The organism is Paracidovorax oryzae ATCC 19882, assembly GCF_000687165.1.
Taxonomy (GTDB): Bacteria; Pseudomonadota; Gammaproteobacteria; order Burkholderiales; family Burkholderiaceae_C; genus Paracidovorax; species Paracidovorax oryzae.
In genome coordinates this window covers 153312-170900 of sequence record NZ_JMKU01000009.1, presented here as the reverse complement: position 1 = coordinate 170900, position 17589 = coordinate 153312, and the positions used below count along the sequence as shown (strand labels likewise).

18 protein-coding genes and 1 tRNA gene are annotated in these 17589 nt (G+C 69.1%); 14 read left to right on the top strand and 5 right to left on the bottom strand.

What is annotated here, in order from left to right:
• Positions 1–6 precede the first annotated feature (6 nt).
• From ispE to pth, 5 genes are all read left to right on the top strand, one after another.
• Positions 7–864: a 4-(cytidine 5'-diphospho)-2-C-methyl-D-erythritol kinase gene (ispE, locus tag T336_RS0109325; RefSeq protein ID WP_026432333.1), complete on the top strand. Its 858-nt coding sequence runs from the start codon at positions 7–9 to the stop codon at positions 862–864.
• A 31-nt stretch (positions 865–895) separates the two neighbouring features.
• A tRNA-Gln gene (locus tag T336_RS0109320) sits at positions 896–972 on the top strand.
• Between the two features lie 44 nt (positions 973–1016).
• Positions 1017–1976 (top strand): ribose-phosphate pyrophosphokinase, encoded by a 960-nt coding sequence (locus T336_RS0109315; RefSeq protein WP_013595909.1) that lies wholly within the window; start codon positions 1017–1019, stop codon positions 1974–1976.
• Between the two features lie 165 nt (positions 1977–2141).
• The gene (locus T336_RS0109310) at positions 2142–2774 is read left to right on the top strand and encodes a 50S ribosomal protein L25/general stress protein Ctc (protein ID WP_013595910.1); all 633 of its coding nucleotides are present in this window, start codon (positions 2142–2144) and stop codon (positions 2772–2774) included.
• 128 nt (positions 2775–2902) lie between these two features.
• Entirely contained in the window at positions 2903–3544 is a 642-nt protein-coding gene (pth, locus tag T336_RS0109305; RefSeq protein WP_019702268.1) for an aminoacyl-tRNA hydrolase, read from the top strand.
• A gap of 31 nt (positions 3545–3575) precedes the next feature.
• On the opposite strand, the gene T336_RS0109300 is transcribed toward pth, so the two are convergent.
• Positions 3576–3857, bottom strand: a complete 282-nt coding sequence (locus T336_RS0109300) for a YfhL family 4Fe-4S dicluster ferredoxin (RefSeq protein ID WP_026432332.1) — start codon at positions 3855–3857, stop codon at positions 3576–3578.
• 182 nt (positions 3858–4039) lie between these two features.
• On the opposite strand from T336_RS0109300, the gene T336_RS0109295 reads away from it, so the two are divergent.
• The 7 genes from T336_RS0109295 (at position 4040) to T336_RS0109265 (ending at position 10477) form a co-directional block, all read left to right on the top strand.
• Positions 4040–5002: an ABC transporter permease gene (locus T336_RS0109295; protein WP_026432331.1), complete on the top strand. Its 963-nt coding sequence runs from the start codon at positions 4040–4042 to the stop codon at positions 5000–5002.
• Between the two features lie 47 nt (positions 5003–5049).
• A complete protein-coding gene (locus tag T336_RS0109290) occupies positions 5050–5889 on the top strand; it encodes an ABC transporter permease (RefSeq protein ID WP_051647110.1) in 840 nt (279 codons plus the stop codon).
• A gap of 17 nt (positions 5890–5906) precedes the next feature.
• Positions 5907–6974, top strand: coding sequence for an ABC transporter ATP-binding protein (locus T336_RS0109285; RefSeq protein WP_209435953.1), 1068 nt, complete (start codon positions 5907–5909; stop codon positions 6972–6974).
• On the top strand, positions 6971–7840 hold the full coding sequence (locus tag T336_RS0109280) for an ATP-binding cassette domain-containing protein (protein WP_026432328.1): 870 nt from the start codon (positions 6971–6973) through the stop codon (positions 7838–7840). Before T336_RS0109285 ends, T336_RS0109280 begins: the two co-directional genes overlap by 4 nt.
• A complete protein-coding gene (locus T336_RS0109275; RefSeq protein ID WP_026432327.1) occupies positions 7841–8254 on the top strand; it encodes a helix-turn-helix transcriptional regulator in 414 nt (137 codons plus the stop codon).
• Between the two features lie 89 nt (positions 8255–8343).
• On the top strand, positions 8344–9831 hold the full coding sequence (locus T336_RS0109270) for an ABC transporter substrate-binding protein (protein WP_026432326.1): 1488 nt from the start codon (positions 8344–8346) through the stop codon (positions 9829–9831).
• Positions 9832–9871: 40 nt separating this feature from the next.
• Positions 9872–10477: a hypothetical protein gene (locus T336_RS0109265; protein WP_026432325.1), complete on the top strand. Its 606-nt coding sequence runs from the start codon at positions 9872–9874 to the stop codon at positions 10475–10477.
• 48 nt (positions 10478–10525) lie between these two features.
• Here T336_RS0109265 and gabD read toward each other — a convergent pair whose 3' ends face one another.
• The 3 genes from gabD to T336_RS0109250 form a co-directional block, all read right to left on the bottom strand.
• Positions 10526–11986 (bottom strand): NADP-dependent succinate-semialdehyde dehydrogenase, encoded by a 1461-nt coding sequence (gene gabD, locus T336_RS0109260; protein ID WP_026432324.1) that lies wholly within the window; start codon positions 11984–11986, stop codon positions 10526–10528.
• Between the two features lie 130 nt (positions 11987–12116).
• Positions 12117–13472, bottom strand: coding sequence for a glucarate dehydratase (gene gudD / locus T336_RS0109255; protein ID WP_026432323.1), 1356 nt, complete (start codon positions 13470–13472; stop codon positions 12117–12119).
• Positions 13473–13605: 133 nt separating this feature from the next.
• The gene (locus T336_RS0109250) at positions 13606–14595 is read right to left on the bottom strand and encodes a Bug family tripartite tricarboxylate transporter substrate binding protein (protein ID WP_026432322.1); all 990 of its coding nucleotides are present in this window, start codon (positions 14593–14595) and stop codon (positions 13606–13608) included.
• A gap of 131 nt (positions 14596–14726) precedes the next feature.
• Here T336_RS0109250 and T336_RS0109245 point away from each other — a divergent pair, with 131 nt between their 5' ends.
• Both T336_RS0109245 and xopQ read left to right on the top strand, forming a co-directional pair.
• Positions 14727–15785 (top strand): LacI family DNA-binding transcriptional regulator, encoded by a 1059-nt coding sequence (locus tag T336_RS0109245; RefSeq protein ID WP_026432321.1) that lies wholly within the window; start codon positions 14727–14729, stop codon positions 15783–15785.
• Positions 15785–17305 carry a type III secretion system effector XopQ gene (xopQ, locus tag T336_RS0109240; RefSeq protein ID WP_317135408.1) on the top strand — a complete coding sequence of 507 codons (1521 nt, stop codon included), beginning with the start codon at positions 15785–15787 and terminating at the stop codon, positions 17303–17305. The genes T336_RS0109245 and xopQ overlap by 1 nt, the downstream gene beginning before the upstream one ends.
• 5 nt (positions 17306–17310) lie before the next feature.
• Here xopQ and T336_RS24945 read toward each other — a convergent pair whose 3' ends face one another.
• Positions 17311–17556: a hypothetical protein gene (locus T336_RS24945; protein WP_035225571.1), complete on the bottom strand. Its 246-nt coding sequence runs from the start codon at positions 17554–17556 to the stop codon at positions 17311–17313.
• Positions 17557–17589 lie beyond the last annotated feature (33 nt).

The window sequence follows — 17589 nt, the reverse complement described above, 5'->3', positions numbered from 1 at the left end:
CGATCCATGCGCGCGCTCCACGACCTGCCTGCCCCGGCAAAGCTCAACCTGTTCCTGCACATCACCGGGCGCAGGCCCGACGGCTACCACCTGCTGCAGTCGGCCTTCATGCTGATCGACTGGTGCGACACGCTGCATTTCGAGTCGCGCGCGGACGGCGGGATCAGCCGGGAAGACATGGGCGCCGAACTGCCTGCCGACGACCTCTGCACCCGCGCAGCCCGGGCGCTGCAGGAGGCTACGGGCACGCGGCAGGGCGCGCACATCATCCTGGAGAAGTCCATCCCCGCGCAGGCCGGCATGGGCGGCGGCTCCTCCGACGCGGCGACCACGCTGCTCGCCCTCAACCGGCTCTGGGGCCTGGGCCTGGGCCGCGTGTCGCTCGAGCGCATCGGCCTGTCGCTCGGCGCCGACATTCCCTTCTTTTTGCGCGGCAGGAACGCCTGGGTCGAGGGAATCGGTGAGACAATCACGCCGCTCGAGAACGTGCACGCGCTGCCGGAGAGCCGGTTCGTGGTGGTCAAGCCCGAAGCCGGACTGGATACGAAATCGATTTTTTCGTCTCCTTCGCTGGAACGCAATTCAGAGCGTGCTACAATCTCAGGCTTTGCTGCAGCACACTACCAATTTGGTAAAAACGTTCTGCAGCCGGTCGCAGAACTGCTCTGCCCCGAGGTCTCCGAAGCCATCCGCTGGCTGGAGCACAAGGGATTGCAGGCACGAATGACCGGCTCGGGAAGTGCGGTGTTTGCGCAAATGACACATGCGATCGATTTATTCGATCTGCCCACCGAATGGAGGGCAAAAGTATGTGATAATCTGAGGCTCCACCCACTCGCAGGGTGGGCAGCAGATGAAGATTGAGGTGGATTGCCATCAGGCAGTCAACCTGTGTAGGGGAGTCGCCAAGCTGGTTAAGGCACCGGATTTTGATTCCGGCATGCGAAGGTTCGAATCCTTCTTCCCCTGCCAAAGCTTTTCGCTTCGGGCATTTACTTCAGACTGCTGGGTCTCGCATGCAAGCCAACCACCCCGACTTCATGGTTTTCACCGGCAATGCCAATCCAGGCATGGCCGCTGATATCGCCCGGCATCTCGGCACGAGCCTGGGCGCCATCGATGTGGCACGCTTCTCCGACGGAGAAGTCACCGTGGAAATCAAGCAGAACGTCCGCGCACGCGACGTGTTCGTGGTGCAGTCCACCTGCGCTCCCACGAACGAGAACCTCATGGAACTGCTGATCATGGTCGATGCGCTCAAGCGCGCATCCGCCGAGCGCATCAGTGCCGTGATCCCCTACTTCGGCTATGCCCGCCAGGACCGCCGCCCGCGCTCCACGCGCGTGCCGATCTCGGCCAAGGTCGTGGCCAACATGCTGCAGGCCGTCGGCGTCGCCCGCGTACTGACCATGGACCTGCACGCCGACCAGATCCAGGGCTTCTTCGACATCCCGGTGGACAACATCTATGCGTCCCCCGTGCTGCTCGGCGACCTGCGCCAGAAGAACTACGAAGACCTCATCGTCGTGTCGCCCGACGTGGGCGGCGTGGTGCGTGCACGAGCCCTCGCCAAGCAGCTCGGCTGCGATCTGGCCATCATCGACAAGCGCCGCCCGAAGGCCAACGTCTCGGAAGTGATGCACGTGATCGGCGAGATCGAAGGCCGCAACTGCGTGATCATGGATGACATGATCGACACGGCCGGCACCCTCGTGAAGGCCGCAGAGGTCCTCAAGGAGCGCGGGGCCAAGAAGGTATACGCCTATTGCACGCACCCGATCTTCTCGGGCCCCGCCATCGACCGCATCTCCCAGGGCGACGCGCTCGACGAGGTGGTCGTCACCAACACCATCCCCCTGAGCGAAGCCGGCAAGGGATGCGCCAAGATTCGCCAGCTCTCCGTGGCACCGCTGATCGCCGAGACGATCCAGCGCATTGCCAAGGGAGAGTCGGTGATGAGCCTGTTCTCGGACTGAGGATTCCATCCTCCCCTGCCCCGGCCTTCCGCTCGGGCAGTTGATGCCAAGCCTCCTTCGGGAGGCTTGCGCGTTCGGGAACCTTTACGGCCCGCGGCCTTGACGGCGCGGGTCTTTGTCAACGCAGGGCCCGCTGGTCGCGGCAGGCCCCCACAGGAGTGAAACATGAACTTCGTCGCTTTTGAGCGCGCAAAGCAAGGTACGGGTGCGAGCCGCCGTCTGCGCAATTCGGGCAAGACGCCCGGCATCGTCTATGGCGGTTCCGCCGAACCCCAACTCATCGAGGTGGACCACAACGCCCTGTGGCACGCCCTGAAGAAGGAAGCCTTCCACTCCAGCGTGCTGGACATGGAACTGGCCGGCAAGACCAGCAAGGTCCTGCTGCGCGACGTGCAATACCACCCCTACAAGCAACTCGTCCTGCACATCGACTTCCAGCGCGTGGACGAGAAGACCAAGCTGCACATGAAGGTGCCGCTGCACTTCTCCGGCGCCGAAGAATCCCCGGCCGTGAAGATCGACAAGTGCATGGTCAACCCCGTGGCGACCGAACTGGACGTGTCTTGCATGCCCTCCGACCTGCCCGAGTTCATCAACGTGGACCTGAGCAAGCTGGAAAAGGGCCGCTCGCTGCACCTGAAGGACATCAAGCTGCCCCGCGGCGTGTCCGCCGTGGTGCGTGGCAGCCAGCAGAACCCGGTGCTGGTGTCCGTGGTGACGCCCGTGGCCGAAGTCGAGGCTCCGGCCGAAGGCGCTGCCGCACCGGCTCCCGCTCCCGCCAAGAAGGGCAAGAAGTAATTCCTGCCCGCTGACCGAAGGCAGCCCCCGGGGGGCCGCCTTCGCCGGCCACGGCCCACCGCTTGCGAGCGCGTGGGCCGTTGCTTTTTGGAGCGCCTGCCCACGCTCCCCGGATAATCGCGCGCACCATGATCAAATTGTTTGTGGGCCTGGGCAACCCCGGGCCGGATTACGACGCCACGCGGCACAACGCGGGTTTCTGGTGGATCGACGGGCTGGCCCGCGACCTGAAGGTGCATCTCGTGCCCGAGCGCGCCTACCACGGGCTGGTCGCCCGGGCGAACGTGGACGGGCAGAGCGTATGGCTGCTGCAGCCGCAGACCTTCATGAATCTCTCGGGCAAGTCGGTGGCCGCGCTGGCGCGCTTCTTCAAGATCCAGCCACAGGAAATCCTGGTGGCGCACGATGAACTGGACATCGTGCCGGGGCAGGCCAAGCTCAAGCGGGGCGGCAGCCATGCGGGGCACAACGGCCTGCGCGACATCCATGCCCAGCTGGGTTCGCCGGACTACTGGCGCCTGCGCATCGGGATCGGGCATCCGGGCGTGAAGGCCGAGGTGGCGAACTGGGTGCTCAAGAAGCCGTCGCCCGACCACCGCACGCTGATCGAGGACAGCATTGCCCATTCCCTGAAGGCCGCGCCCGCCATGCTGGCCGGAGACATGGACAAGGCCACGCTGCTGGTGCACACGACCAAGCCGCCACGGCCGAAGCCCCCGCGGCCGGCTGCGGCGCCGGTGGACGCGCCTGCGGCTCCCGGCGGCGACTAGGCGGGTTCGCTGCGGCGCACGGCCCCGTGCGCTATTCGGAGGATTCGGAGGCCCCCGTCCCCGCCGCGGCCCCGGTCAGGCGCAGGTACTTCTGCAGGAGCGTCTCGCGGCTCTCGACGTGACGGGGGTTCACGGGAATGCAGGCCACGGGACAGATCTGCACGCACTGCGGCTCGTCGAAGTGCCCCACGCACTCGGTGCATTTGTCCGGATCGATCTCGTAGGTGGCCTCGCCCAGGTAGATGGCGTGGTTGGGGCACTCGGGCTCGCACACATCGCAGTTGATGCACTCGTCGGTGATCATCAGGGCCATGGATGCCTCCGGGCGGAGTGGCGCACGGCGGGCGTGCGGGAAACGGGTGTCATGCCCAGGATTATCCCAGCCCGCCATCCCCATGCCGCGCCAGGGGACGCGCATCCAGCACCCGGCGACGGCCCCGTGCGGTTTGCCGCTATGCTGCGCGTTTTACGCCCACGCCCAAGACCGCTGCCTCCATGGGACCGTTCCTGCTCAAGCGCCTGCTCACGTTCGCCGCCACGCTCGCCGGGGCATCGGTGGTCGTGTTCCTGGTGCTGGAGATCCTACCCGGCAATGCCGCGCAGGTGATGATGGGCCCCGACGCGTCACCCGAGGCGGTGGCGGCCCTGGCCGCCCGGCTGGGGCTGGACCAACCCGCGCCGCGGCGCTACGTGCAATGGATCGGCGGCTTGCTGTCGGGCGACATGGGCACCAGCCTCGCCTACGGCACGCCAGTGCGCGAGCTGGTCCTGGAACGCCTGGCACTGACGGTGCCGCTGGCGGTGATGGCGATGGCGATCACGACCGTGCTCGCGCTGCTGGCGGGGGTGTACGCAGCATCCCGCCATCGCCGCTGGGGCGACGTGGGGGTGATGGGACTGGCGCAGATCGGCATCGCCATCCCCAATTTCTGGTTCGCGATCCTGCTGATCCTGCTGTTCTCGGTGAAGCTGCAGTGGTTCTCTGCGGGAGGGTTTCCCGGCTGGACGGAGGCATCGGGCGGCGGTCCGCTCGCGGCGCTGCAGGCACTGCTGCTGCCCGCCGTGTCGCTGGCGGCGGTGCAGGCCGCCATCCTCGCGCGCATCACGCGCTCCGCGGTGCTGGAGGTGCTGCGCGAGGATTTCGTGCGCACGGCCCGGGCCAAGGGCCTGTCGCGGCGTTCTGCGCTCTGGGGCCACGTGCTGCGCAACGCGATGATTCCCGTGGTCACCGTGATGGGGCTGCAGTTCGCGAACCTGCTGGCCGGCACGATCGTGGTGGAAAACGTCTTCTACCTGCCGGGGCTGGGCCGGCTGATCTTCCAGTCCATCGCGAACCGCGATCTCGTCGTAGTGCGCAACTGCGTGATGCTGCTGGCGGCCATGGTGATCGTGGTGAACTTCGCCGTGGACCTGCTCTACGCAGCGATCGATCCCCGCGTGAAAGCGACCGGACTCTGATGCGCCCGCCGATCCACGCCACCGGTCCTGCCACCACCCGCACCGCCATGGCGGGGGACGGGCTGCGTCGCGCCCTGCGGCATCCCAGCTTCGCCCTCGGGGCTGCGCTGACGCTGCTGATGGCGCTGGCGGCGGGGCTTTCTTTCGTGTGGACGCCCGGATCGCCCTATGACATGGACATGGGATCGGTCCTGCTGCCGCCCGGGGCCGCGCACTGGCTGGGCACGGATGCGTACGGGCGCGACGTGGCATCGCTGCTGCTCGTGGGGGCGCGCAATTCGATCCTGGTGGGCGTGATCGCGGTAGGCATCGGGCTCACGGCCGGCACGGCGCTCGGGCTGCTGGCCGCGGCCCGGCGGGGCTGGGTGGAAGAGGCGGTGATGCGCCTGGCGGATTTCACGTTCGCGTTTCCCGCCATCCTCTCGGCCATCATGCTGACCGCCGTCTGGGGCGCCGGCGTGGTGAACTCGATCATCGCCATCGGCATCTTCAACATCCCGACCTTCGCGCGCGTGGCGCGCGCCTCGGCCAAGGCCGTCTGGGCGCGGGAGTACGTGCTGGCGGCCCGCGCGTGCGGCAAGGGCCCCTGGCGCATCACGCTGGAGCACGTGCTGCCCAACATCGCCGCGGTGCTGACCGTGCAGGCGACGATCCAGTTCGCGCTGGCGATCCTGGCCGAAGCCGCGCTGTCCTACCTGGGCCTGGGCACGCAGCCGCCGCAGCCCTCGTGGGGCCGCATGCTGAGCGAAGCGCAGACGCTGATGTTCCAGGCGCCCCTGCTGGCCGTGTGGCCCGGGCTGGCGATCGCGCTGGCGGTGCTGGGATTGAACCTGCTGGGCGACGGGCTGCGCGACCTGCTCGATCCACGCCTGGCACGCCGCCGCTGAGCGAAGAAGAACCGACAGTGACTTCCGGGACGTTCCCCCCCTCTTCCCAGATTCCCGCCCCGGGTGCCCTGCTCGAGGTGCGCGGCCTCCGGGTGGACCTGCCCACCCGCCACGGCATGGCGCGGGCGGTGCACGGGGTGGATTTCACGCTCGCACGCGGCGGCACGCTCGGCCTGGTGGGCGAGTCGGGCTGCGGGAAGTCGCTCACCGCGATGGCGCTCATGGGCCTGCTGCCCGAAGGCGCACGTGCCACGGGCAGCGTACGCTTCGATGGCCAGGAGCTGCTGGACATGCCCGAATCCGAACTGGCACGCCTGCGCGGACGGCGCATCGCGATGGTGTTCCAGGAGCCGATGACGGCGCTCAACCCCGTGCACACCATCGGCGCGCAGGTGATGGAGCCGCTGCGGCGGCACCTCGGCCTGGCGCGGGCCGAGGCGCGCACGCAGGCGGTGGCATTGCTGGACCGCGTGGGCATACCGCGGGCAGCGCAGCGCTTCGACGCCTATCCGCATGAATTCTCGGGCGGGCAGCGCCAGCGCATCACCATCGCGATGGCGCTGGCCTGCGGGCCGGACGTGCTGATCGCCGACGAACCGACGACCGCGCTGGATGCCACCGTGCAGCGCCAGATCCTGGAACTGATCGCGGGGCTCGTGGCCGAGCGCGGCATGGCGCTGGTGCTGATCTCGCACGACCTGGGTGTTGTCGCGCAGAACGTGGACCGGGTGCTGGTGATGTACGGCGGCAGCGTGGTCGAGGACGGCCCCACGCGCGAGGTGTTCGCGCACCGCGCCCATCCCTACACGCAGGGGCTGTTCGCCGCGCGGCCGCGCTGGACGGACGAGGCCGGAAGTGGAAGTGGCAGTGGAAGCGGCCGGGCGCGGCTGCCGACCATTCCCGGCACGGTGCCGGAGATCGGCGCGCTGCCGCCGGGCTGCCCGTTCGCGGGCCGCTGCGTCTTCACGGTGCCGGACTGCGACGCCGGCTTGCCGGAGCCGGTGGCCGCGGGGCCGGCCCACCATGCGCGCTGCATCCGGCTGGAGGCCGTGCAGGCAGCACAGGCGGCGGAGGCACGGCGGTGAGCGGGCCGCACACCCAGGGCCGCGCTGCGGCAGAGGCGGACGGCATGCCGGCACCGCTGCTGGAAGTGCGCGGCCTGGTGCGCGACTACCTGCTGCCGCGCGAGCGCCTGTGGACTCCGGCGCCCCGCTTCCGGGCACTGGACGGCGTGGATTTCACGCTGGCGCCGGGCCGCAGCCTGGGGGTGGTGGGCGAATCCGGCTCGGGCAAGTCCACGCTGGCGCGGCTCGTGATGGCGCTGGACACGCCGACCGCGGGCCAGGTGCAGCTGCGGGGACGCGATCTGCACGCGCTCGGCGCGGCGGACCTGCGCGCGGCACGGCGCGACGTACAGATGGTGTTCCAGGACCCGTATGGCTCGCTGGATCCGCGCATGACGGTGGAGCGCATCGTGGCCGAACCGCTGGCGGCACTGGAGGGCCTGCCCCGCCCGCAGCAGCGCGAACGCGTGGCCGAAGTGCTGGCCCAGGTGGGCCTGCGCCCGTCCGACGCGGGCAAGTATCCGCACGAGTTTTCCGGGGGCCAGCGCCAGCGCATCGCGATCGCGCGGGCCATCGTCACCCGCCCGGCCCTGGTCGTGGCCGACGAGCCGGTGAGCGCGCTCGACGTCTCGGTGCAGGCCCAGGTGCTGAACCTGCTGCAGGACCTGCAGGAGCAGGCCGGGCTCTCCTTGCTGCTCATCAGCCACGATTTGGCCGTCGTCCGCCACCTGTGCGACGAGGTGGTGGTGCTCAGGGAAGGCCGCGTCGTGGAGCGGGGGGCGCCGGACGTGCTGTTCCGGTCACCCGGGCATCCCTATACCCGGGAACTGGTAGCGGCCGTTCCCCGGGTGGCGCCCGGGTTTTATTCTTCTATGAAATATCTATGAATGCCTCGCCAGAACACCCGTCCCGCCGACTCCCCTCGGGCCGTGCTGCAGCAGATCGGCCAGTTGGCCGAGAACATCGCCACCGCCCGCAAGCGGCGCGGTGAAACACAGGCGCAGTGGGCGAGGAAACTGGGGGTCTCCCTACCCACCATGGCGCGCATCGAGCGCGGAGATCCCTCCGTGGCCATGGCCTCCTATGTGATGTGCCTGTGGCTGATCAACCAGGCGCAAGGGCTGGCGGACCTGGCGGCCCCCGCGCAGGACCGCGCGGCGCTGGAGCGGGAGGTGGCGCGCACGGTCGATGGCTGGAAGGCCCACTTCGCCCGCGAGGGGGTGTCGGACGCCGACCTGGAACGGCTGGAAGCCAGCATCGACCGGGACGCCCTGCGGCGGCAAAGGCTGGCATTTCTCTGAGCCGCACGGCCCGGTGATGCAGGCCGGCAGGGCGGAATGCGCCGCGTGGTGTACAAACACACCCGGACCGACCGGAGACACCAACGCCCATGCCCATCGACCGCCGCACCCTCCTCGCCGCAGCTGCCGCCTCGCCGCTGGCACTGCCGCTGCCTGCCCTGGCCCAGACCCGCAAGGACACCGTCGTGCTGGCGATGACGCTGGAACCGCCGGGCCTGGATCCGACGTCCGGTGCGGCATCGGCCATCGGCGAGATCACGCTCTACAACGTGTTCGAGACGCTGACCCGCATCAACCCCGACGGCAGTACCTCCCCGCTGCTGGCGGAGCGCTGGGACATCTCCCCGGACCTGAAGACCATCACGTTCCACCTGCGCCAGGGCGTGAAGTTCCACAATGGAGTCCCTTTCAATGCCGCGGCGGTGAAGTATTCCTTCGACCGTGCGTCCGGCGAGAGAAGCACCAACAAGGACAAGCGCACCTTCGCGAACCTCGCCACGCAGGTGGTGGACGAGCACACGGTGACCGTCATCGGCAAGGAGGTCGATCCCGACCTGCTGTTCCTGCTCGGCCAGGCCACGGCCGCGATCGTAGAGCCCACGAGTGCGGAGGGCAACGGCGTGCGGCCGGTGGGCACGGGCCCCTACCAGTTCACGGCCTGGAGCCAGGGAGCGTCGGTCACGCTGTCCGCGTGGGACGGCTACCGCACGCCGGGCACGGCGAAGATCCGCCGCGCGGTGTTCCGCTTCATCTCCGATCCTGCCGCCCAGGTGGCCGCCCTGATGGCGGGCGACGTGGACGCGTTTCCCCGCGTGGCGCCCCGCAGCGTGCCCCAGTTCAAGGCCAACCCGCGCTTCCAGGTGATCGTGAGCGGCTCGCGCGCCAAGACCATCCTCGCGATCAACAACCAGCGCAAGCCGCTGGACGACGTGCGCGTGCGCCGGGCCATCGCGGCGGCCATCGACCGCAAGGCGGTGATCCAGGGCGGCGCGGACGGGCTGGGCGTTCCCATCGGCAGCCATTACGTGCCGGGCGCATTCGGCTACGTGGACACCACGGGAATCAACCCCTACGACCCCGACAAGGCCCGGCGGCTGCTGACAGAGGCCGGGGTGAAGACACCGCTCGAGCTCACGATGACGCTGCCCCCCACGCCCTATGCACGCCAGGGCGGCGAGGTGATCGCGGCGCAGCTGGCCAAGGTGGGCATCGTGGCGAAACCGCGGAACGTGGAATGGGCGCAGTGGCTGAGCGGCACCTATGCCAACAAGAACTACGACCTCACGCTGATTTCCCATGTGGAGCCCTTCGACCTGGGCAATTTCGCCAAGCCCGACTACTACTGGGGATACCGTTCGCAGCGGTTCGACGCGCTGTACGAACAGATCAGGAACGCGGCCCAGCCCGCCGACCGGGCCCGGCTGCTGGGCGATGCGCAGCGGCTGCTGGCGGAGGACTGCGTGCACGCCTTCCTCTACCAGGCGCAATGGGCCACGGTGGCGAACCGCAACCTGCGCGGCCTGTGGAAGGACATGCCCATCTTTGCCAACGACCTGTCGGCGCTGTCGTGGGCGTGACCCTTTTTCGACCCCACCTCTCCCTGGATAACACCACCGAATGGATACCCTGATCATGGCGGCCTTCATCGCCGCCGGCGTGCACATGCTGAACCTGCGGCAGCAGCGCCGCCGCATCGGCCTGCTGGCCCGCCACCTGGCGAACTACCAGATCGAAAAGCTCATGGAGAACCTGCTGGAGGGCTATCTTCGGGCGCTCGGCGAGAAGGAGGAAGCGCGGCGCGACCAGATCTGGCAGCTGCTGCGCACCACGGAGCAGCAACTGGCGGAGCAGTTCCAGCGCTTCGCGGCGGAGCTTTCGCAGGTGCCGCCGGAGAAGACGCGCGTGAGCCGCATTCCGGTGGCCCTGCCCTTCGCGCTGCAGCTGTTTCCCGCGGCATCGTTCGACCTGCGGCAGGCGTTCGTCGTCCATGCGCAGGGCATCGCGCGCGGCGTGCGCAACGATGCCAGCCTCACGCAGCGCGACAAAGCCTTCACGCTGACGGCGGAACTGCTGCTGATGCAGCACACCTGCCACTGGTTCTGCAAGTCGAAGACGGTGGCCTCGGCGCGCATGGTGGCCCGCCACCGCACGCCGCACCAGCAGCTGGTGGAATCGGTATCGCCGGAGACGCGGCGGGCGTACCTGGCTCTGGTGGAGGCCTGAGCGGCCGGTTGCGGGCCTGCGCCTGCAGCCGCGCTACCGTGGCCGTCTTCACGGCTCCATACCCCCCAGGCACAGGTACTTGATGACCACGTAGTCATCGATGCCGTAGTGCGAACCCTCGCGCCCCAGGCCCGACTGCTTCACGCCCCCGAACGGGCCGACCTCGTTCGAGATCAAGCCAGTGTTGATGCCCACGATGCCGTATTCGAGCGATTCGGCGACGCGCCATACGCGCTGGATGTCACGGCTGTAGAAGTAGCTCGCCAGGCCGAACTCGGTGTCGTTGGCCAGCCGGACGGCCTCCTCGTCGGATTCGAACCGGAAGAGCGGCGCGACCGGGCCGAACGTCTCTTCGCGCGAGAGCTGCATCTGCGGCGTGGCGCCGGTCAGCACCGTAGGCTCGAAGAAGGTGCCGCCCAGCGCATGCGGCTTGCCACCCGTGAGGATGCGCGCGCCCTTGGCCACGGCGTCCTGCAGATGCTCCTGCGCCTTCTTCACGGCGGCTTCGTCGATGAGCGGTCCCTGCTCCACGCCCTCGTCCATGCCGTTGCCGACCTTCAGGCGACGCACGGTCTCGGCCAGTTTCTCCGCGAAGGCGTCGTACACGCCGGCCTGCACGTAGATGCGGTTGGCGCACACGCAGGTCTGGCCGGCGTTGCGGAACTTGGAGGCGATGGCGCCCTGCACGGCCGCGTCGAGGTCGGCGTCGTCGAACACGATGAAGGGCGCGTTGCCGCCCAGCTCCAGGGAGAGCTTCTTGATCGTGTCGGCGCTCTGGCGCATCAGGGCACGGCCGGTTTCGGTGGAGCCCGTGAAGCTGAGCTTGCGCACCAGCGGGTTGGAGGTCATCTCCCCGCCGATGTCGCTGGAGCCGCCGGTGAGCACGCTGAACACGCCGGGCGGCACGCCCGCCTCCTCGGCCAGCACCGCGAGGGCCAGTGCCGAGAGCGGCGTGGCGCTGGCGGGCTTGAGCACCATGGGACAGCCGGCCGCGAGCGCCGGGCCGGCCTTGCGCGTGATCATCGCTGCAGGGAAGTTCCATGGCGTGATGGCCGCGCAGACGCCGATCGGCTCCTTGAGCACCACGATGCGCTTGTCGGCCGCGGGCGAAGCGAGCGTGTCGCCGTGCACACGCTTGCCCTCTTCCGCGAACCATTCGATGAACGAGGCCGCATAGGTGACCTCGCCCCTGGCCTCGGCCAGCGGCTTGCCCTGCTCAGCGGTCATGATGGCGGCCAGATCGTCGGCGTTCGCCAGCATGAGGTCGTTCCAGCGGCGCAGGATGGCGGCGCGCTCCTTGGCCGTGCGGCGGCGCCAGGGGCCCCAGGCACGGTTCGCGGCCTCGATGGCGCGGCGGGCCTCGGCGGCGCCCATGCGCGGCACGCGGGCCACGGATTCGCCCGTGGCGGGATTGGTCACGTCGATGGTGCCGCCGTCGTCGGCATCCACCCACCGGCCATCCAGATACGCCTGCTCGCGCAGCAGGCCGGGGTTCTTGAGCTTCAGCATGCAAGGGTCTCCTGGAAAAGAACGGGGCCGCCGTCCGTCGCCGGAAGGCGGCCCACCCGAAGACCCTACCGCGCCGCACCGGGTGCGGCTGTAGGGCATCCGCCCGAACCGGCGGGCGGTGCCCTGCCCTTCAGCGCACCATGCAGGGCCGCTTGTTGTCGAAGCGCCAGCCCGGCACGAGGTACTGCATGGCGACCGCATCGTCGCGTGCGCCCAGGCCGTGCTGCAGGTAGAGCCGGTGCGCGGCCTCCACCGCATCCATGTCCAGCTCCAGGCCCAGGCCGGGGCGCTGCGGCACCTGGATCTGCCCGCCTTCGATCCGGTACGGTGCGCGCGTGAGGTGCTGTCCGTCCTGCCAGATCCAGTGGGTGTCGATGGCCGTGACCTTGCCGGGCGCCGCGGCCGCCACGTGGGTGAACATGGCGAGCGACACGTCGAAGTGGTTGTTGGAGTGCGAGCCCCAGGTCAGGCCGAAGGCCTCGCACACCTGGGCGACGCGCACCGATCCGGCCATGGTCCAGAAGTGCGGGTCGGCCAGCGGGATGTCCACCGACTGCAGCGACAGGCTGTGCGATATCTCGCGCCAGTCGGTGGCGACCATGTTGGTGGCGGTGGGCAGGCCGGTGGCGCGGCGGAATTCGGCCATCACCTCGCGGCCGGAATACACGCCCTCGGCGCCGCACGGATCTTCCGCATAGGCCATCACGCCGTGCAGGTCGCGCGTGAGGCGCACGGCGTCCTTCAGCAGCCAGCCGCCGTTGGGGTCGAGCGTGACGCGCGCCTGCGGGAAGCGCTCGTGCAGCGCACGGATCGCCTCCACCTCGTCCTCGCCGCGCAGCACGCCGCCCTTGAGCTTGAAGTCGGCGAAGCCGTAGCGCGCATGCGTGGCCTCGGCCAGGCGCACGATGGCCTCGGGCGTGAGCGCTTCCTCGTTGCGCAGGCGGAACCAGTCGTCCTGCGCGCCGGATTCGTCGCGGTAGGCCAGGTCGGTTTGGCGGCGGTCGCCCACGTAGAACAGGTAGCCCAGCACCTGCACGGCCTCGCGCTGCTGCCCATCGCCGAGCAAAGCGGCCACGGGGACTCCGAGGTGCTGGCCCAGCAGGTCGAGGAAGCAGGATTCCACCGCGGTCAGCGCGTGGATCGTCACGCGCAGATCGAACGTCTGCAGGCCACGGCCACCGCTGTCGCGGTCGGCGAAGCGCGCGCGCATCGCGTTCAGCACCGCGCGGTGGTTGCCCACGCCCTGGCCCACGATCAGCGCGCGCGCATCCTCGAGCGTCTGCCGGATCTTCTCGCCGCCCGGCACTTCGCCCACGCCGGTGCGGCCGGCGCTGTCGCGCAGGATCAGCAGGTTGCGCGTGAAGAAGGGGCCGTGCGCGCCGCTCAGATTCAGCAGCATGCTGTCGTGGCCGGCCACGGGCACGACGCGCAGGTCGGTGATGACGGGCGTGGCGCCCGGGGCCTGGAGGTTGTCGGAAGATGTCATGGTGAATGAGAAAAGGAAGTAAGTACCGCTCCTGATAGCGTATCCGGGCCACCGGCGTCGTCCCTCTGCCCGCCTTGCGCAGCACGGCGAGAGCGGAGGGATGCGGCGTAGCCGCTCAGGGAGGTGCCGTTGATCAGTCGGAGGTGATCTTGCGCGTCTCGATGAGCTGCTTCCAGCGGTTCCACTCGCGGGCCTGGAAGGCGGTGAACTCTGCCGGCGTGCTCGCCACGATTTCCAGGCCCTGCTCTTCCATGCGCTTGCGCACGGCGGGGTCCTTCATCGACGCGATGGCGGCAGCGGCGAGCTTGTCCTTCACTGCGGCGGGCAGGCCCTTGGGCGCGGCCATGCCCTGCCAGGAATACACCTCGGCGCCCGCCACCCCGGCCTCGGCCAGCGTGGGAACGTCGGGCAGAACGGGCGAACGCTTGCTGCCGGTGACGGCGATGGCATGCAGCTTGCCCGCGCGGATGTGCGGCAGCACGGCGTTCACGTTCTGGAAAGAGAAATCCACCTGGTTGCCCAGCAGGTCGTTGATGGCCGGCGCACCACCCTTGTAGGGGATGTGCAGGCCCTGCGTGCCGGTCTGCTGCCAGAACACCTCGGCGGCAAGGTGGTCGGAAGAGCCGTTGCCGGAACTCGCGAAGCTCACCTTGCCGGGCTGGGCCTTGAGCTGGGCGATCACCTCGGGCACCGTGCGGGCCTTCTGCGCCACGTTGGCCACGAGCACGTTCGGCGCCTGCACCGGCACGGTGATGTAGTCGAAATCCCTGGTGGCGTCGTAGGGCACGTTTTTCTGCAGGTGCGGCGTGACGACGAAGGCGCCGAGCGACGACACCAGCAGGGTATAGCCATCGGGAGCCGATCGCTTCACGAAGCCGGCGCCGATGGTGCCGGTCGCGCCGGGCCGGTTGTCCACCACGAAGTTCTGGCCCAGCCTGTCTCCCATGTACAGGGCCATGGCGCGCGCCACCATGTCGGTGGAGCCGCCTGCGGGGAAGGGCACGATGATGGTGACCGGCTTGTCGGGCCAGGCTCCCTGCGCCAGGGCGGAAGTCCCGGTGCAGAGCATGGCGGACAGCGAAAGGACGGCGCAGAGGTAACGGCGGACTCGGGTGGCGGGCATGGCTTTTGTCTCCTGTTTTGCGGATGTTAACGTTAACATCCATCGAAAGCAGAGGGTAAACCCTGCACCATGGAAAGGCAGTTCCGTCGTCCGGCGCCATCGCGTGGAGCGGTACACCCTAGACTCGCCGGATGGCCCAGCCCCCCGACTCTCCCTACCCGCATCCCGCTCCGGCCGCCCGCTCCGGGTCGGCGCCCCCCCGCGCCACCGTCACCCTGCGGGAAGTGGCCGACCGTGCGGGGGTGTCGATGATCACGGTCTCCCGCGTGCTGAAGACGCCGCGGCAGGTCAGCGAGGCCACCCGCGCCCGCGTGGAGGAAGCCGTGTCCGCCCTGGGCTACGTACCCAACCTGCTGGCGGGCGGCCTGCGCTCTGCACGCAGCCACCTCGTCATGGCCCTGGTGCCCACCATCCGCGGCCAGCTGTTCGGGGAAATGATCCAGTCGCTCACCGATGCGCTGCATGCGCGCGGCTTCCAGGTCGTGTTCGGCGAGGTGGGCTACGCGGCGTCGCGCGAGGACGAACTGCTGCGCGCCATCGTCGGGCGGCGGCCGGACGGCATCGTGCTCACGGGCGTGATGCACTCGCCCGAGGGGCGGCGCCTGCTGCTCGCTTCGGGCATTCCCGTGGTGGAAACCTGGGACACCACCCCCACGCCCATCGACATGCTGGTGGGGCTGTCGCACGAGCGGCTGGGCGAGGCGGTGTGTCGCTACCTGCACGGCCGCGGGCGCCGCCGGCTGGCGCTCGTCAGCGGTGACGACGAGCGCGCCGCACGGCGCCAGCGGGGGTTTTCCGAGGCCGCCCGGCAACTGGGCCTGCAGGAGCCGGTCCTGCGGTGGGTGCCCGCCCCCACGTCGCATGCCCAGGGGCGCGATGCACTGGCTGCGCTGCGGGAGGACGCCCCCGATATCGATGCCGTGTTCTGCAGTTCCGACATGCTGGCGCTCGGGGTGCTCACGGAGGCCCGCGAGCGCGGCATCGTGGTGCCGCGGGACCTGGCCGTGGTGGGTTTCGGCGACATCGAGTTCGCCGCCACCCTGGCGCCCAGCCTGACCACCGTGCGCATCGACGGCACGCGCATCGGCCGGATCGCCGCATCCTTCATCGCCGACCGGGCGGAGGGCCGCGCCGTGCCGGAACCCCGCGTGGACATCGGGTTCTCGATCGTGGAGCGCGAGAGCGTTTGATGCGATGCTGGCAGGCGCGGGCACGCAGGGCGTGCTGCGCTTCGCGGTACGGCAAGGCCCTGCGCTCTTCCATCCGGCAACTGCCAGCGTTCGCGCAGGATGGAACGATGACATCCATTTCTCCATCATCCCTTCCCGGCCGCGCCGAATCCGCGCGGCCCGCGACCCCAGTGCCGAGCGGCGAAAACAACACGGCACCGACTTCCTCGACCCGCCGCTCATCCCGCCGCGATGCAGCCGGACCGCTGGCAGAACTGCGCGGCATCCCAGGGCCGGGCCTGGGCCGTCCACCACCCCGCGCTGGGCTGCGCTCCCTCCGGCAGGCGCCTACGGCCGCACTCTGGCCCGCGCTGCTGTTCGCAGCGCTATGGACCCGGTCGGAAAGCCCGCAGCCGGCGCGGACGCCCCTGTCCGCAGCGGAAGCCGCAGTCCTCGAGCGGCTCAGGCAATCCCGCCCTGCGCGGCCACAGAACTGCATTCTGTTCAGTGATCCCAACAAGGACCCGGACGACGCGGTGTCCTTCGTCATCGGAAAGCCCTTGCAGGACATGGGGCTGGCGAAGATCCACCATGTCGTGACCACCCTCGGCCCCGCCGAAGTCAGGAAGGAGCGCGCGCGGTTCGCCAAGGGGGTATTCGATGCCCTCGGCATGCCCGAGGTCGCCGTATCGGCAGGCGGCGATTACGACATCGGCCGGAGATCGGCAGACCACGGTGTCTTTTTGCAGCGCGGAGAGCCGCTGCGCGCCGCGCAAGAGCGCCTGGGGGCGGAAGCGGGGCAGAACATCGGCGGCAGCCTGGCACGCCTGGAAGGCAGGGCCACGCTGGTGGCGATCGCCGGAATGACCGATGCCAACGCCCTGCTGCAACAGCACCCCGCGCTCGTCAGGGAGAAGGTGGAACGCATCGTCATCATGGGTGGCATCGAAGAGACCCCGGACGCCGAAGGATGGGTGCAGCCCGACGAGCGCGCCTACAACAACCACACCGACCAAGCCGCCGCGCGCGCGTTCTACCGCACGGCCCAGGAATACGGCATTCCCCTGCGCATCGTCAGCAAGGAAGCCGCCTACCAGGCCGCAGTGCCGCCAGAGCTCTACGAAGCGCTGGGCAAGACCGGCCACCCGGTGGGCAGCTATCTGATGGACATCCAGCGCGACGCACTCAGGCATCTGTGGCGGGGCATCATGGAAGGCCAGATTGCCCGGCTCGACAAGCGATGGTTCTATGACACCTTCGTCGCCTGCCCCGGGCAGGACGCGCCGGCCTTCGAGGCGTGGAGGGCATCTGCCGAGGCCTCATTCGACGCGGTATGGGAGAGCATCAGCCGGCTGAACCTCTACGACCCGCTCACGCTGCTCGCCGCCACCGACGGGGCCGCAGGCATGTTGTTCCGCCCGGCCACCGTGCCAACGCGGGGCGCGGGCGGGGTGGAACTGATCGGGGCCGCGCAGGTGGCCGCCCCGGCGGACGCCAGGAACCTGATGTCCGCGCTCGCCAAGACCGCGCTGGGGAGCTGACGGGGTCAACGCATCGGGATCACGAACACCTTGCGCGGCGCCGTGCATCCCGGGCCTTCATAGGGTTCGCTGTCGCGCTCCCAGCCCGGGCCGGGGGACACCTGCGCGCAGACCCGCAGGCCATCCACCTTGCTGCGCCAGTAGTACCAGGCGGCCGGACCGGCGTGCGCGGCCATGCAGCACAGTGCTGCCAGTGCGGCGCAGGCGGCGCGGTGCCACGCCGACGTTCTTGCCGCGGCCTTGTCGAGCATGCAGGACTCCTTTCGCCGCCGATGTCCTCGGCG

Bases quoted from the DNA above. Each gene is read 5' to 3' on its own strand.
- T336_RS0109250 (WP_026432322.1), bottom strand. From the start codon at position 14,595: ATGCCCGCCACCCGAGTCCGCCGTTACCTCTGCGCCGTCCTTTCGCTG.
- T336_RS24945 (WP_035225571.1), bottom strand. From the start codon at position 17,556: ATGCTCGACAAGGCCGCGGCAAGAACGTCGGCGTGGCACCGCGCCGCC.
- T336_RS0109270 (WP_026432326.1), top strand. From the start codon at position 8,344: ATGCCCATCGACCGCCGCACCCTCCTCGCCGCAGCTGCCGCCTCGCCG.
- xopQ (WP_317135408.1), top strand. From the start codon at position 15,785: ATGCGATGCTGGCAGGCGCGGGCACGCAGGGCGTGCTGCGCTTCGCGG.
- T336_RS0109265 (WP_026432325.1), top strand. From the start codon at position 9,872: ATGGATACCCTGATCATGGCGGCCTTCATCGCCGCCGGCGTGCACATG.
- T336_RS0109290 (WP_051647110.1), top strand. From the start codon at position 5,050: ATGGCGGGGGACGGGCTGCGTCGCGCCCTGCGGCATCCCAGCTTCGCC.
- T336_RS0109245 (WP_026432321.1), top strand. From the start codon at position 14,727: ATGGCCCAGCCCCCCGACTCTCCCTACCCGCATCCCGCTCCGGCCGCC.
- gabD (WP_026432324.1), bottom strand. From the start codon at position 11,986: ATGCTGAAGCTCAAGAACCCCGGCCTGCTGCGCGAGCAGGCGTATCTG.
- ispE (WP_026432333.1), top strand. From the start codon at position 7: ATGCGCGCGCTCCACGACCTGCCTGCCCCGGCAAAGCTCAACCTGTTC.
- T336_RS0109310 (WP_013595910.1), top strand. From the start codon at position 2,142: ATGAACTTCGTCGCTTTTGAGCGCGCAAAGCAAGGTACGGGTGCGAGC.
- pth (WP_019702268.1), top strand. From the start codon at position 2,903: ATGATCAAATTGTTTGTGGGCCTGGGCAACCCCGGGCCGGATTACGAC.
- T336_RS0109300 (WP_026432332.1), bottom strand. From the start codon at position 3,857: ATGGCCCTGATGATCACCGACGAGTGCATCAACTGCGATGTGTGCGAG.
- T336_RS0109295 (WP_026432331.1), top strand. From the start codon at position 4,040: ATGGGACCGTTCCTGCTCAAGCGCCTGCTCACGTTCGCCGCCACGCTC.
- T336_RS0109275 (WP_026432327.1), top strand. From the start codon at position 7,841: ATGCCTCGCCAGAACACCCGTCCCGCCGACTCCCCTCGGGCCGTGCTG.
- T336_RS0109315 (WP_013595909.1), top strand. From the start codon at position 1,017: ATGCAAGCCAACCACCCCGACTTCATGGTTTTCACCGGCAATGCCAAT.
- gudD (WP_026432323.1), bottom strand. From the start codon at position 13,472: ATGACATCTTCCGACAACCTCCAGGCCCCGGGCGCCACGCCCGTCATC.